Raw genomic sequence first — 13,949 nt, 5'->3', positions numbered from 1 at the left:
ACGGCACCGCACGATGGACAGCCGGAGCAGGCGGCAACCACATCAGCGGAGGCTGGAACATCTACAGCACCGTCTTCAGCGGCGGCGACGGCGTCATCTACGGCATCACACCCCAAGGCGACCTGCAGTGGTACCGACACGACGGCTGGACCGACGGCACCGCACGATGGACAGCCGGAGCAGGCGGCAACCACATCAGCGGAGGCTGGAACATCTACGACACCGTCTTCAGCGATGCCGCGCGAGCCGGTGCCGATGCCGGTGTCGGTCCCGCGCCCGTGCGCGTGCCGCAGAAGTCGGTCGGCATGATCTCCTACCGGCGCGTCGTCTGCGACGGGGCCGGGGTGCTGCGCGCCTACGAAGGGCAGGTGGAGGTGGGCGACGAGCCGTTGCCGGTCGGGCCCCTGGACTTCATCGGGGAGAGCTTCTCCTACAAGTACACCTTCCTCGATGCGTCCGGATCGGTGCGCGTCACCGCGGGCGAGGTGACGGCCACGGCTCAGGGACGCGTGCAGGTGGGCGTCGTGAGACTCGGCGGCTCGATCGACGGTAAGCGGCTCACCGCCCAGGGTTCCGCGGAATTCGTCACGGCGAAGATCGAAGGGTCGGCCTCGGTCGACGCCGGAGGGGTCGCCGCGGCGAACGCCGAAGGACGCGTCGTGGGCCCCGCCGCCCGCGGCTCCGTCGGGATCGGCCTGGACGGCGGCGGCGCCGAGGTCGGCGTGTCGGCGGGCGAGATCGGCGGGCACGTGGGCGTCACGATCGGAGGCAAGTCCTACGGCGTCGGCGGTGAGATCGGCCTCAAGGCGGAGCTGGGCCTGCAGTGGGGCCCCACGAGCACCATCAAGCTGCCGATCATCACGATCAGCGGGCCGAACCCGCTGGCCGGGGTGACGTCGTTCGCCGCGGGCGCCGTCAACGACCTCGTCCGCGACCCGTTCCGTACCGCCGAGAAGACGGTCAGCGACATCGTCGGCGTCGGCGAGGACGCGGTGGAGGCCATCGGCCAGGCGTTCGAGGACGTGGGCGACACCCTCACCGACCTCTTCGGCAGCGACGAGGACGACCACATCGTCACCAGCGACCAGACCCAGGGCCCCCGCCCGCGCAATCCCCAGCCCGGCTCGGTCATCATCGACTGACGCGGGCCGAGGAGAGGAACCCGAAAGCCGCTCGCCGGGGAGGCGGGCGGCTTTCGGGGTGGGGTTCCGGGCCCCGTGCACCGGGCCGGACCGTGGTCGGTCAGGCGAAGTGGACGACGCCGCGGAGGTTGCGGCCGGCGTGGAGGTCAGCGTAGGCCTTGTTGATGTCTTCGAGGGGGTAGCGGCGGGTGATGAGCTCGTCGAGTTTGAGGTGGCCCGAGCGGTAGAGGTCGAGGAAGTAGGGAATGTCGCGGCTGGGGGACATCATGCCGAAGAGGGCGCCCTGGATCCGCTTCTGGAACATGGCGGTCTCGAAGAGGCTGACCGGGATGTTCGCTTCCTGGACGTTGCCGACCGCGGTGACGACGACGGTTCCCGCCTTGCGGATCGCGGCGAACGCCTCGGCGACATCCTGGCCCTTGACCACACCGACGGTGACGATGGCCGAGTCGGCGCCCTGCCCGCCGGTGAGGGAGCGGGCCAGTTCGGCGGCCGCGTCCATGTCGGCGACGGCGTCGGTCGCGCCGAACTCCAGCGCGGTCGTCCGCTTGAACTCGACGGGGTCGACGGCGATGACGCGGGTCGCGCCCGCGTGCTTGGCGCCCTGGACCGCGTTGATGCCGATGCCGCCGACGCCCATCACGATGACGGTGTGGCCGGGCCTGACCTCGGCGGCGTTGACGGCCGAGCCCCATCCGGTCGGGACGCCGCAGCCGACGAGCGCGGCGACCTCCAGCGGGATGTCCTTGTCGATCTTGATGGCGCCCCATTCGGGCAGGATGCTGTACTCCGAGAACGTCGAGACGAGCGACGCCTGGGCGATGTCCTGGCCTTTGGCGTGCAGCCGGAACGTGCCGTCGAGCTGGGTGCCGAGCATCATGAACGCGCCGTTGTCGCACAGGTTCTGCTGGCCGCTCGCGCACCAGCGGCACCGGCCGCAGCCGGGGATGAAGGCGGCGACGACGTGGTCGCCGACCTCCAGGCCGCGCACGCCGGGCCCGACCTTGACGACGACGCCCGCGCCCTCGTGCCCGCCGCAGTAAGGCATGTGCGCGGAAGGGACGTCGCCCTTGGCGAGGTGGTCGTCGGAGTGGCAGAGGCCGGAGGCGGCGAACTTCACCATGACCTCGTGCGCCTTGGGCTCGTCGACGTCGACCTCGATGATCTCCCACTCGCCGGGGGACTCGAACAGGACCGCTGCTTTCGACTTCATGGTCTTCTCCTTCGTGGTGGGGTTCAGGCCGACACGCCCAGCAGCAGGGGAAGGCGGACGACGCCCTTCACCTGGCTGAGGTGCCGTTCCGGCGGGTCTGCCGGGTCGAGCCGGTAGTCGGGGAAGCGCCGGTGCAGTGCGGCGAACGCGACCCGCAGCTCCACCCGGGCGAGGTGGGAGCCGAGGCAGCGGTGCCGTCCGGCGCCGAACGCCAGGTGCGGATTGGGGTCGCGGGCGAGGTCCACCTCGTCCGCGTCGGGGAACTTCGCGGGGTCCCGGCCCGCCGCGCCGAGCGGGATGAGCACCCGGTCGCCCGCGCTCAGCGCGACCCCGCCGAGGACCGTGTCGCGGGTGACGACGCGGGCGGGCGCGACGGCCGACTCCCAGCGCAGCATCTCCTCGACCGCGGTGTTCACCAGCCCCGGATCGGCGACGAGTTCGCGCCGCTTGTCCGGGTTCTCCGCGAAGAAGATCGCGCTGTGCGCGAGCTGCCCCTGGACGGTGTGGAGGCCGCCGATGAGCAGCACGAACAGCATGTTGAGCTGTTCGTGCCGGGTCAGCTCCCGGTCTCCGAACCTGCCGTTGACGAGGAGGCCCGTGACGTCGTCGCGGTCCTCGGTGGCGGCGGCCCGCTCGTCCAGCATCGCGTTGAAGTAGCCGTAGACGGACATGGCGGCCTCGCCGCGCGCCGCCATCGACTCCTCCTCGGTGCCGCCTGGGACGCCGAGGACGAGGGTGTCGACCCAGGTGTGGAAGCGGGTCGCGTCGTCCAGGGGCCAGCCCATGAGGGCGAGGAACACGCGGGTGGGCAGTTCCTTGGCGAACGCCGCGATGAAGTCGACCTTCTCGCGGCCCTCCATCGCGTCGAGGAGTTCGGTGACGATCTCGCCGATCCGCTCCTCCAGCGCCGCCATGCGGCGGGGCGAGAAGACCGGGGTGAGGATCTTGCGGTAGTCGGTGTGGTCCGGCGGGTCGGCCTCCAGCGGGATCATCCGCCCGTCCTGGCCGAGCGACGGCGGGATGTTGACGCTCTCGCTGGAGAACGTCTCGGCGTCCCGGCAGATCTCGTGGATCTCGTCGTAGCCGGTGGCCACCCAGTGCCCGCCGTACGCGGACGAGTGGGCGACGGGGCAGGCCGAGCGGAGCTTGTCGTACTCGGCGTAGACGGTGTCGGCGAGGGCGGGGTCGTGGATGTCGAAGTCGGTCTGGAAGGCGGGGCAGGAGGAGTCACGCGGGGGGTTCGTGCTGCTCATGGGCGTCCTTGGCTCACGCTGATGGCTCGTTCAGGGCAGTTGCGCCGGGCCGCCTCCAGCGCGGACATGACGTCCGCGCCGAGGGCGGTTCCGGTGACGGTGGCGAACCCTTCGTCGTCGGGTTCGAACACCGAGGGGGCGAGGTCGTAGCAGCGGCCGTGCCCTGCGCAGGCGGCGGCGTCGACGGCGACGCGGGTCACGGCCACCGGGAGCCCACGAGGGGGTAGGCGCGGGTGGCGGGGTCGGTGTCGAGTCCGGTGTAGAGGCTCTTGGGGCGGGTGTAGGCCAGCAACCCGTCCGGGCCCAGCTCCGCGCCGACGCCGCTGCTCTTGCGCCCGGCCAGCGGGGTGCGGGCGACGTCGGCCGCGCCCGCCTCGTTGATCCAGGTGAGCCCGCTCTCGATGCGCGAGGCGACGTCGCGGGCCTGGCGCAGGTCGGTGCCCCAGACCGCGGCGGCGAGTCCGTACGGCGAGTCGTTGGCTTGGGCGACTGCGTCGTCGATGTCGCGGTAGCGCAGCACCGACAGGACGGGGCCGAAGAACTCCTCGCGCGCGCCGATGTTGGTGTTGTCGAGGTCGACCAGGACGGTCGGCGCGACGTAATGGCCCCCCTCGGGCAGCCCCGCGGGCAGCTCGCCGCCGACCAGCACCCGCGCGCCCTGCTCGACGGCCGCCGCGATGTGCTTCTCGATCCTGACCCGCGCCGCCGCGCTGACGACGGGTCCGACGTCGCTCGCCGGGTCGGTCGCGGGACCGAGCACGAGCGCTTCCGCCCGCTCCGCCAGCAGCGCGCAGAACTCCTCGTACCGGGAGTCGGGCACGAGCATGCGGGTGGTGGCGACGCATGCCTGCCCGGAGTGCATCATGCTGCTGTAGAGCGTGCCGCGCACGGCGAGTTCCGCGTCGGCGTCCGGGAGGACGAGCGCGGGCGACTTGCCGCCCAGCTCCATGATCACGTCGGTGAGGTTCGCCCCGGCGGCCGCCATGATCTGCCGGCCGACCGCGCTGCTGCCGGTGAAGCTGAGCAGGTCGACGCCCGGGTGCGCGGCCAGCGCCTCGCCCGCGGCCCGGTCACCGTGCACGATGTTCAGGACGCCGTCCGGCAGTCCCGCCTCGACCGCGGCCGACGCCAGCTCGTCCAGGCCCACGGGGGTGAGCGGCGACGGCTTCAGCACGACGGTGTTGCCCGCGAGCAGCGCGGGCGCGGCCTTCCACACGGCCATGAACAGCGGGAAGTTGTAGGGCGTGAACGCGCCGACGACGCCGACGGGCTCACGGTGCACCTCCCACTGGCCGAACCCGGGGAAGGTGTCGACGGGGTGCGCGACCGGCCGCTCCAGCAGCGGCGCCATCGAGGCGAAGTCCCGCAGGTGCGCGATCGGGCTCCCGGCCTGGAGGATCGGGCCGAGCCGGACGGTGCTGCCGGTGTCGGCGACGAGCGCGGCCGAGAGCTCGGGGAACCGGGCTTCCAGCACTCCGGCGATCGCGCGCAGGACGTCGGCCCGCTCCCCCGCCGTCATCCGGGGCCAGGGCCCTTCGGCGAAGGCGCGGCGGGCGGCGGCGACGGCCTGGTCGATCTCGGCCGCGCCGCTGTCGGGGATCGTGCCGAGGACGTCGCCGGTGGAGGGGTCGTCGAAGGCGAGGACGGGGCCGGCGTGCTCGGTGAACCGGCCGTCGATGAAGTTGGCGAGTGTGCGGGTCATCTGGCTTCCGATCAGCGGTCGAGGGGCAGGGCGTCGGACGGGGTGGCCGGGATGCGCTCGCGCAGCACGTTCTTGGCGAGCTTCCCGGAGAAGGTGCGCGGCAGCGGCTCGCCGAGGGCGACGGCGTGCCTGGGCTGCTTGAAGCGCGCGAGGTTGGCGCTGGAGCGCTCGGCGAGCCGGGACGCGATCTCGGCGGGGTCCTTCTCGCTGTGGAACACCACGATCGGGGTCTCGCCCCAGCGCTCGTCGGGGACGCCGATCACGGCGAGGTCGATCACGCCGGGGACGCCCGCGAGGGCCTTCTCCAGCTCGGCCGGGTAGACGTTGATGCCGCCGGAGATCACGAGGTCCTTGCTGCGGTCGACGAGCTTGAGGAAGCCGCCCGCGTCCTGGAGCCCGAGGTCTCCGGTGCGGATCCAGCTCCCGGCCATGACCTCGGCGGTCGCCTCGGGCCGGTTCCAGTAGCCGGACATCACGTGCGGGCCCCGCACCATGATCTCGCCGACCTCGTCGGCGGCGACGGTCGCGCCCTGCTCGTCGCCGATGCGGATGCGGGTGCCGACGAGGGGCAGGCCGGCGAAGCCGGGACGGGTCCGCGCGTCCTCGTAGCGCATGGTCGCGGCCAGGCCGGAGACCTCGGTGAGGCCGTAGACCTGGGTGAGCGGGATGCCGTGCGCCCGGTAGGCCTCCAGCAGGTCGAGTGAGACGGGCGCGCCGCCCGCGCCCGCGAAGGTGAACCGCGCGAGCTCGCGCGAGGCGAGGCCGGCGGCCATCCGCTCCCAGATGACCGGGACCATGGTCGTCGCGGTGACGCGTTCGCGCTCCATGACGTCGAGGCCCGTGTCGGGGTCGAAGTCGGCGAGCAGGACGAGGGTCGCGCCGGTGTAGACGACGAACTGCATGAAGACCGAGATGCCCGAGCCGGTGTAGACGAGCGGGGCGCAGGCGAGGACCCGGTCACGCCACGACAGGCCGTGCGTGACCGCGGCGGACTGCCCGACGGACAGAATGCTCCGGTGCGTGAGCAGCGCGCCCTTCTGCACGCCGGTCGTGCCGGACGTGTAGCAGATGAACGCGGGGTCGTCGTCGGCCACCTCGACCTCGGGGGCGGCCCCGTCGTGCACGTACAGGAGGTCGATCGAAGGCAGGTCGGAGCCTCCGACCGTGTAGACCTCGAAGCCCACGTCGGCCTGCCCCGGCTCCAGCAGGTGCGCGAGGCTCCCGTCGGCGACGACGACGGACGGCGCCGCGTCCTGGAGCATCGGCAGCAGTTCGGCGGCGATGAGCCGGAAGTTCAGCGGGACGCAGATCGCGCCGATCTTGACGGTGGCGAGCATCAGTTCGGCGAGGACCGGCTTGTTCGTCATGAGCAGGCCGACCCGGTCGCCCTTGCGGACGCCGCGCGCGGCGAGGCCCCGGGCGAGCGCGTCGGACGCCGCGTCCACCTCGGCCCAGGACCGGACGGCGCCTTCGAAGGCGATGGCGTCGTGCTCGGGGCGTGTCCTGCCCCAGTAGCGGACGAGGTCGTTGATGTTCACCGGGCGGCTCCTCGCGGATGACGGGGGATGACGGAATGAGTCCGGATTCGGGCGTGCTCGCGCCTGCGTGCGGCGGTGCGCGGCACGCCCTGGGGTGGGTCAGACGGGTGGGTCGGCGGGACGGGGGTCAGTTCCCGGCGAGCCGGGCGGCTTCCTCGGCGGGGTAGCCCGCGATGTCGCGGAGCACGGCTTCGGTGTCCGCGCCGAGGTCGGGGGCCAGGGCGGGGGCGAAGTCCTCGCCGGGGAGGTGGATGGCGGAGGCGGGCAGGCGGAGGTCGCCGAGGGTCGCGTCGGTGACGGTGTAGGTGGTGGCGCGGGCGTTGTAGTGGGGGTCTTCGACGAGTTCGGCGAAGGTGTTGACGGGGCCGCCCGCGACGTCGTGGGCGAGGAACAGCTCGGTCCACTCGGCGCGGGTGCGCTCGGCGAAGATCCCGCGCAGCTCCCGCCAGACCTTCTCGGCGCGGGCGGGCGCGCCCTCGTCGGCGGACGACAGGTCGATGTCCAGCAGGTCGGGGCGCTCGACGGCGTGGCAGAAGTTGCGCCAGAACTTCTCCACGTGCGCGCCCATGAGAATGGCGGCGCCGTCCTTGGTGCGGTAGGCCTCAAGGCGGGGCCAGTCGGGGAGGCGTCCGTCGGGGAGCCAGCCGTCGCGCGGAACGGTGCGGCCGGTGTTGAGGGCGGCGTCGATCTCGTCGGGGATCCAGGTGGCGGCGACGTCGATCCCGGCGATCTCGATCTGCCGCCCGCGCCCGGTGGTCCGCGCCTCGTGCACCGCGGCGAGCAGGCCCATGGCCCCGTAGGCGCCGAGCGCGTACATCGCGATGGACGGGGTGGTCGCGCCCGCCATACCGCGGGTCGGCGGCTCCTCGGGGGTGGCGACGTCGCGGAGCCCGGCGTAGGCGTCGAAGACGGGGCCGCCGGAGCCGAGCCGCCGGTACGGGCCGTCGGAGCCGAGGCCGGACACGCAGCACAGCACGATCGCCGGGTTGCGCTCGGCGAGGACGGCGTGGCCGAGGCCGAGCCAGTCGAGGTAGCCCGCGCGGGTGCCCTCGATGACGGCGTCGCTGGCTTCGGCGAGCTTCAGGAACGCCTCCTTGCCCTCGGCCGAGCGCAGGTCGAGGCGGACGCTCTTCTTGCCGCGGTTCCAGCGCAGGTGCATGAACGCCGGCCCGTCCGGGCCGCCGACGGCCAGCGCGCCGCCGACCCGGACGGGGTCGCCGAGCGGCCCCGACTCCACCTTGAGGACCTCCGCGCCGAGGTCGGCGAGGTGGCCGCCGACGGACGAGGGCGCGAGCTGCGCGACCTCGAGGATCCGCAGCCCGGCGAGCATCGGATAACCGCTCATACTGATCTCCCAAGCAGTGGTCAGGGGTGCCGGATCTTCCGCGGGCGGTCAGGCCGAGACCGGACCGCCGAGCCACACGCCGATCTCCTCACCGGAGACGTGCGCGGCCTCGTCCGACACCAGGAACGACACGGTCTTGGCGACGGCCTCCGCGGGGATCGGCGGCCACGTCGCCTTGAGGTTGCCGAGGGCCTTGTCCCCGGCGGAGCGCGTCATCTCCGTCTCCACGAAGCCGGGCACGACCGTGTTCACGGTGATGCCCCTGCGGGCGGTCTCCTTGGCGATGACCTTGGCCATCGCCACGAGGCCCGCCTTGGCGGCGGCGTACGCGCTCATCGTGGGGACGATGTCCCGGCCGCCGCTGGGGCTGCCGAGGAACACGACGCGCCCCCGGCCCTCCCCGTACATGCCGGGAAGCGCCGCGTGCGTGCAGTAGTAGGCGCCGTGGAGGTTGACGGCCAGGACGCGGTCCCACTCTTCGGGAGGCTGCCTGCGCGCGCTCCCGCTGTGGTTGACGCCCGCGTTGTTCACCAGGACCGTCGGGGTGCCGAGCAGCTCCGTCGCCTCGGCGATGAGCGCCGCGGCCTCCTCGGGGACCGCGACGTCGGCGCCGATCGCGACGGCCTTGCCGCCCGCCGCCTCGATCTCCGCGACGACGGCTTCGGCGGCGTCCCTGCCGCGCGCGTAGTTGACGGCGACGGCGTATCCGTCGCCGGCCAGACGACGGCTGATCGCCGCGCCGATGCCGCGGCCTCCCCCGGTCACCACGGCGACGGGCATCAGCGGACCTTCTCGTGCGTCTCGGGCACGTCGCGGTAGGTGTCGCGCAGCTCCCGCTTGGCGATCTTGCCGCTGGCCATGCGCGGGAACTCGCCCTCTACGAAGACTACGTAGCGGGGCACCTTGTAGTCGGCGAGGCGGGCGTTGCAATGCGCGATGACCTCGGCCTCGGTGAGCCGCGCCGTCGTCTTGATGAGGGCCGCGGGCGTCTCGCCGAACTTCGCGTCGTGCACGCCGATGACGGACACCTCCTGGACGCCGGGCAGCTCGTTCAGCACGTTCTCGATCTCCAGCGGCGCGATGTTGAGGCCGCCGGAGATGATCATGTCCTTGATGCGGTCGACGAAGGTGAGGTAGCCGTCCTCGTCGAGGACCCCCATGTCTCCCGTGTGCAGCCAGCCGTCTCGGAGGGCGGCCTTGGAGGCCTCCTCGTTGCGCCAGTAACCGGGCATCATGGCCGGGCCGCGCAGGATGATCTCGCCGGGGGTGCCCGCAGGGCAGTCCTTGCCTTCGGGGTCGACGACGCGGACCTTGGTGAAGATGCCGCCGCGGCCGCACTTCTCGGGGTGGTCGGCGGCCAGGTCGCGCGGCATGACGGTGGCCGAGCCGCCGATCTCGGTCTGCCCGTAGATCTGGCGCAGCAGCACGCCCTTGGCCTGCCAGGCGCGCAGCAGCTCCACCGGCACCCGGGCCCCGCCGACGTGCGCGGTGACGACGCTCGACAGGTCGGCCTCGGCGAAGCCGGGCGCGGCGGCGATGCCCTGGAAGATGATCGGCGGGCCCATGATCGTGGTGACGCGGTTCGCCGCGGCGACCTCGACCGCGCGGGGCGGGTCGAAGGCCGGCTGGAGGAACAGCGTGCCGCCGTTGATGAGCACCCGGGCCAGCGCCCAGATGACACCCGCCGCGGTGAACAGCGGGAGCACCAGGAGCTGCTTGAGCTCGTTCGGCGGCACGGGCTCGATGAGCGACCACTCGTGGGTCATCCCGCCGATGGTGGCGTGGCTGAAGATGACGCCCTTGGGCCGTCCGGTCGTGCCGCTGGTGAAGATGATCGCGGTGACGTCGTCGCGGTCGGCGATCGGGGCGGTGACCGGCGCGTTGTCGGCGCGGCGCAACGCGGTGAGGTCCTGCAGGACGCCGATCCCGAAGGTCGGGGACGCCTCGTGGACCTCCCGGAGGCGATCGGTGAAAGCCGCGTCGCCGTAGACGACGGCGGGCTCGCAGTCCTCGACCAGGGCCGTCAGCTCGCGGGCGAGCATCCGCTGGTTGAAGGGGGCTACGATCGCGCCGAGCCGCCACGCGCCCAGGGCCGCCGCGGTCCACTCCAGGCTGTTGCCGCCCAGCAGCGCGACCCTGTCTCCGGCGCGGACGCCCTCGGCGGCGAGCTTCGCGGCGCTGCCGTCCGCCCAGGAGGACAGTTCGCGGTAGGTGACGGCGTCGCCGTCGAAGTCGATGGCTACCTTGTCCGGGTTGATCCTCGACCAGAAGACGAGCGCGTCGTTGACGGTTCCGCTCATGGGGCGACCTTCCGATTGTGCTGTCGATGGGCGGGCTCGCGCGCCGCCGCGGCTCCTCCCGCGGCGGGCCGGTGTGCCCTGCCTCACATGTCGATTAATCTAAAGCCGTTAGCCTCAGGGCGCAAGACTCAGATCGGTTTGAACTGCGAATTACCTGCTAGATGGACGTTTTGAGGCCGTAGCGGACGTCATCCTGGGTCCGTTCGAAGCCGAGCAGACGACTCATCCGCACCACGCGCGGCAGCGCGGGGTCCACCCTGGCCTCCGCGGCCCGGGCCCCCTCGGCGCGCAACAGCGCCAGCGCGCCGGAGGCCAGGGCGAGCCCCGTGCCGCGCCCGCGCGCGGCGGGCACGACGGCGCGGAGCGTCCCCGTGTGCAGCCCCTCGACCCGGCGGAGCCTGCGGTCGAGCCAGGCGTAGCCGACGAGCCCGCCGCCCGGGCCCGCCGCGAAGACGAGCCGGGCCGAGCCGTCGAGGACCGCCCCTTCCACGGGGGGCCGGTAGCGCGCGGGCAGGCCGGACTCCTCCCACAGGCGCAGGGCCTCCTTGGGCGGGGCCGCTTCGGTGAGCGTCAGCGCGCCGACGGGCTCCGGCAGCGGGCGGGCATAAGGGCCGGTCAGTGGGCGCAGGGTCCGCCAGATCCGGCCGGTCTCGGCGAGGCCGAAGCGGCGGGCCAGGCGTTCGGCGGCCGGATGGTGGCCGTCCGCCCAGCCCCCGACCGGACCGGGCACCGGCCAGGCCGAGGCGTCCGTGCCGAGGAGTTCCAGCAGCGCGGTCGCCACCCCGGTGGAGCGGAAATCGGGACGGACGACGAACCGCCCGTCCCCGTCGTCCGGTGGAAAGCAGGCGTAGGCGACGAGGGATGCGTCGGCCTCCCTGCGGACCAGCAGATGCGGGCCGGGACCGGCGACGCGATGCGCCTCGACACCGGTGAAGCCCGCCTCCGCGTCGAAGTCCGCGCAGCGGCCCGCCAGCTCACGCGCCTCGGCGAGGTCCTCGCCGTCGAGCCGTGCGCGCCACTCCGCGCGGATCACAGGTCGGCCGTGAGCGCGCGGACCTGGCGGTGGAAGATCTGGTTGATCACCTCGTTGCGGCCGAGCAGCATGCCACCCGCGTCCGCGCTGCCCAGCGCCTCCTGGCTGGCGCGCAGCAGCGGGAAGTCCTCGGCGTGCAGGACGTCGAGGAGGATCTGCCAGTTCTTCGCCCAGCGCTTCTCCCAGACCTCGGGCGGCAGCCCGGACGCCTCGACGCCGGGGACCATCACGCGCATCTCCATCCGGCTGCGGCCCGGATCGCTCGGATGCGGGCGGAACGTCAGCAGCTGGTAGTGGTCGGGCTGGCGCAGCAGGGTGCTGTTCGGGCCGAGGAAGTGCGACTCGGTGACGTGCCGGCCGAGGTCGGCGTCGCCGGGGTCCTCCTCCAGGTACCGGTCGATGCTCTTGCGCGGCGACAGGAAGCGGGCGTGCGCGCCGTAGTCCTCGACGGCCAGCACGTTCGTGTGGATGATCTTCCCGGCGGTGTTCGGGTGGGCGTACTTGATGTGGTAGCCGTCGAGGAAGGCGTCCTGCATGACCTTCCAGTTGACGGGCTCGTCGAAGCCTTCCGCCTGGTACGTCAGGAGGCTGCCGAGGTCGTAGGAGGCGAGGATCGCGTCCATCTCCGGGCCGAGCCAGGCGGCGACGTCGATCGGCGCGCCCGCCTTGTCGACCATCCAGACGAACCCGTGGCGCTCCTCGGCCGGCAGTTCGATCAGGCCCGCCTTCGCCTTGTCTACCTCGCCGAACGTGTGATCGTACGTGACCGTGCGGAGACTGCCGTCGGTGTCGTAGGACCAGCGGTGGTAGCCGCAGGAGAAGATCCGGCACTGCCCTGAAGGCTGCTCCTCCAGCAGCGCGCCCCGGTGGCGGCAGGCGTTGACGAACGCCTTCACTCCCCCGTCGCGCTGCCGCACCACGATCACCTTGTTGCGCGGCAGCTGCACGGTGACGAACGCCCCGGGCTTCGCGATCTCAGCCGAGTGCGCGACGATCGACGGCACCCGGCCGAAGATCATCTCCCGCTCCCGCCTGGCGATCTCGGGGTCCGTGAACTCCCGCGCGCCGAAGGGCTCCACGTCCTCGAACTTGTCGGTGTCGTCCTCGCGCAGGAGGTCGAGCAGCCGCTCGATCCGGCCGCCCCGCTCGTCGCGTGCCATGTCAGCCCCTTACTTCAGCTCGGCTCTTGTGCCGGTAAACCTACTCTCATTAGATTAATGGGGGAAGACCCGAACCTGATTCGAGAAGGAGCGCCCATGGAGAGCGAACTGTTCGAAGCCGACCACGAGGCCTACCGGCAGACGGTCGCAGAGTTCGTCAAGCGGCAGGTCGAGCCGAACATGGCGCGGTGGGACGAGGAGCGGATCATCGACCGCGAGACCTGGAAGGAGGCCGGCGCACAAGGCCTCCTCGGCCTCTCGGTGCCCGAGTCGTACGGCGGCGCGGGCGTCACCGACTACCGCTTCCGCGCGGTCGTCCAGCAGGAGATCGCCCGGGCCGGGGCCGCCTCGCTCCAGTCCGGCTTCACCACCAACGACGACATCGCTCTGAACTACCTGCTGCGCCACGCGAACGCCGACCAGCGCACGCGCTGGCTGCCCGGCTTCACGACCGGCGAGACCATCGGCGCCATCGCGATGAGCGAGCCCGCCGCGGGCAGCGACCTGCGCGGCATCCGCACCACCGCCGTCCGCGACGGCGACGGCTGGCTCCTCAACGGCTCCAAGACCTTCATCACCAACGGCATCCTCGCCGACCTGGTGATCGTCTTCGCCAAGACCGACGAGGAGGCCGGTTCGCGCGGCTTCTCCCTCTTCGTCGTCGAGACCGGCACCCCGGGCTTCACCCGCGGCCGCAAACTCGACAAGGTCGGCCTGCACGCCCAGGACACCGCCGAACTCTTCTTCACCGACGCCCGCCTCCCCGCCCACGCCCTCCTCGGCTCCGTCGGCGAAGGCCTCCCCGCCCTGATGCAGAGCCTCCCCCTGGAACGCCTCGGCATCGCCCTGTCCGCCCAGTTCTCCGCCGAGACCGTCCTGTCCTGGACCGTCGACTACGTGAAGCAGCGGCGCGCCTTCAACCAGCGCATCGCCGACTTCCAGGCCCCCGCCTTCCAACTCGCCGAACTCGCCACGGCCCTCGACGTCTCCCGCGCCTACACCGACCGCTGCGTCCAGGCCCACAACACCGGCACCCTGACGGCCGTAGACGCCGCCAAGGCCAAACTCTGGACCACCGACCTCCAGCACAACGTCATCGACACCGCGGTCCAACTCCACGGCGGCTACGGCTACATGCTCGAATACCCCGTGGCCAAGGCCTTCATCGACGCCCGCATCCAACGCATCTACGGCGGCACCAACGAGATCATGAAGGAGATCATCCAGCGAGACCTGCTGTCCCGCCCCTGACCTGCTTCTTCA

At 72.0% G+C, this 13,949-nt stretch carries 12 protein-coding genes; 2 read left to right on the top strand and 10 right to left on the bottom strand.

The window, feature by feature from the left end; translation table 11 throughout:
* Positions 1-1,142, top strand: a 1,142-nt coding sequence (locus ACYVOM_RS33430) for a tachylectin-related carbohydrate-binding protein (protein ID WP_460307564.1), incomplete at its 5' end; no start/stop codon positions are given.
* Between the two features lie 100 nt (positions 1,143-1,242).
* Here the strand turns inward: ACYVOM_RS33430 and ACYVOM_RS33425 are convergent.
* The 10 genes from ACYVOM_RS33425 to ACYVOM_RS33380 all read right to left on the bottom strand — a co-directional run bounded on the left by ACYVOM_RS33425 (position 1,243) and on the right by ACYVOM_RS33380 (position 12,686).
* Positions 1,243-2,355 (bottom strand): NDMA-dependent alcohol dehydrogenase, encoded by a 1,113-nt coding sequence (locus tag ACYVOM_RS33425; protein ID WP_460307563.1) that lies wholly within the window; start codon positions 2,353-2,355, stop codon positions 1,243-1,245.
* A gap of 23 nt (positions 2,356-2,378) precedes the next feature.
* The gene (locus tag ACYVOM_RS33420; protein WP_460307562.1) at positions 2,379-3,608 is read right to left on the bottom strand and encodes a cytochrome P450; all 1,230 of its coding nucleotides are present in this window, start codon (positions 3,606-3,608) and stop codon (positions 2,379-2,381) included.
* Positions 3,605-3,814: a ferredoxin gene (locus ACYVOM_RS33415; RefSeq protein WP_460307561.1), complete on the bottom strand. Its 210-nt coding sequence runs from the start codon at positions 3,812-3,814 to the stop codon at positions 3,605-3,607. Before ACYVOM_RS33415 ends, ACYVOM_RS33420 begins: the two co-directional genes overlap by 4 nt.
* Positions 3,805-5,310 (bottom strand): aldehyde dehydrogenase family protein, encoded by a 1,506-nt coding sequence (locus ACYVOM_RS33410; protein WP_460307560.1) that lies wholly within the window; start codon positions 5,308-5,310, stop codon positions 3,805-3,807. The genes ACYVOM_RS33415 and ACYVOM_RS33410 overlap by 10 nt, the downstream gene beginning before the upstream one ends.
* 11 nt (positions 5,311-5,321) lie before the next feature.
* The gene (locus ACYVOM_RS33405; RefSeq protein ID WP_460307559.1) at positions 5,322-6,848 is read right to left on the bottom strand and encodes a class I adenylate-forming enzyme family protein; all 1,527 of its coding nucleotides are present in this window, start codon (positions 6,846-6,848) and stop codon (positions 5,322-5,324) included.
* Between the two features lie 127 nt (positions 6,849-6,975).
* The gene (locus ACYVOM_RS33400) at positions 6,976-8,193 is read right to left on the bottom strand and encodes a CaiB/BaiF CoA transferase family protein (protein WP_460307558.1); all 1,218 of its coding nucleotides are present in this window, start codon (positions 8,191-8,193) and stop codon (positions 6,976-6,978) included.
* A gap of 48 nt (positions 8,194-8,241) precedes the next feature.
* Positions 8,242-8,973: an SDR family oxidoreductase gene (locus ACYVOM_RS33395; RefSeq protein ID WP_460307557.1), complete on the bottom strand. Its 732-nt coding sequence runs from the start codon at positions 8,971-8,973 to the stop codon at positions 8,242-8,244.
* Complete coding sequence (locus ACYVOM_RS33390; protein WP_460307556.1) at positions 8,973-10,493, bottom strand: class I adenylate-forming enzyme family protein; 1,521 nt, start codon at positions 10,491-10,493, stop codon at positions 8,973-8,975. The genes ACYVOM_RS33395 and ACYVOM_RS33390 overlap by 1 nt, the downstream gene beginning before the upstream one ends.
* 157 nt (positions 10,494-10,650) lie before the next feature.
* Complete coding sequence (locus ACYVOM_RS33385) at positions 10,651-11,526, bottom strand: hypothetical protein (RefSeq protein WP_460307555.1); 876 nt, start codon at positions 11,524-11,526, stop codon at positions 10,651-10,653.
* Positions 11,523-12,686 carry an aromatic ring-hydroxylating oxygenase subunit alpha gene (locus ACYVOM_RS33380; protein WP_460307554.1) on the bottom strand — a complete coding sequence of 388 codons (1,164 nt, stop codon included), beginning with the start codon at positions 12,684-12,686 and terminating at the stop codon, positions 11,523-11,525. Before ACYVOM_RS33380 ends, ACYVOM_RS33385 begins: the two co-directional genes overlap by 4 nt.
* Before the next feature lie 96 nt (positions 12,687-12,782).
* Here ACYVOM_RS33380 and ACYVOM_RS33375 point away from each other — a divergent pair, with 96 nt between their 5' ends.
* Positions 12,783-13,937, top strand: a complete 1,155-nt coding sequence (locus tag ACYVOM_RS33375) for an acyl-CoA dehydrogenase family protein (RefSeq protein WP_460307553.1) — start codon at positions 12,783-12,785, stop codon at positions 13,935-13,937.
* Positions 13,938-13,949 lie beyond the last annotated feature (12 nt).

The sequence above is a fragment of the Actinocorallia aurea genome, from assembly GCF_054783995.1.
This window is presented reverse-complemented; position numbering and strand designations above follow the sequence as displayed.

Bases quoted from the DNA above. Each gene is read 5' to 3' on its own strand.
- ACYVOM_RS33420 (WP_460307562.1), bottom strand. From the start codon at position 3,608: ATGAGCAGCACGAACCCCCCGCGTGACTCCTCCTGCCCCGCCTTCCAG.
- ACYVOM_RS33390 (WP_460307556.1), bottom strand. From the start codon at position 10,493: ATGAGCGGAACCGTCAACGACGCGCTCGTCTTCTGGTCGAGGATCAAC.
- ACYVOM_RS33410 (WP_460307560.1), bottom strand. From the start codon at position 5,310: ATGACCCGCACACTCGCCAACTTCATCGACGGCCGGTTCACCGAGCAC.
- ACYVOM_RS33425 (WP_460307563.1), bottom strand. From the start codon at position 2,355: ATGAAGTCGAAAGCAGCGGTCCTGTTCGAGTCCCCCGGCGAGTGGGAG.
- ACYVOM_RS33400 (WP_460307558.1), bottom strand. From the start codon at position 8,193: ATGAGCGGTTATCCGATGCTCGCCGGGCTGCGGATCCTCGAGGTCGCG.
- ACYVOM_RS33375 (WP_460307553.1), top strand. From the start codon at position 12,783: ATGGAGAGCGAACTGTTCGAAGCCGACCACGAGGCCTACCGGCAGACG.
- ACYVOM_RS33380 (WP_460307554.1), bottom strand. From the start codon at position 12,686: ATGGCACGCGACGAGCGGGGCGGCCGGATCGAGCGGCTGCTCGACCTC.
- ACYVOM_RS33395 (WP_460307557.1), bottom strand. From the start codon at position 8,973: ATGCCCGTCGCCGTGGTGACCGGGGGAGGCCGCGGCATCGGCGCGGCG.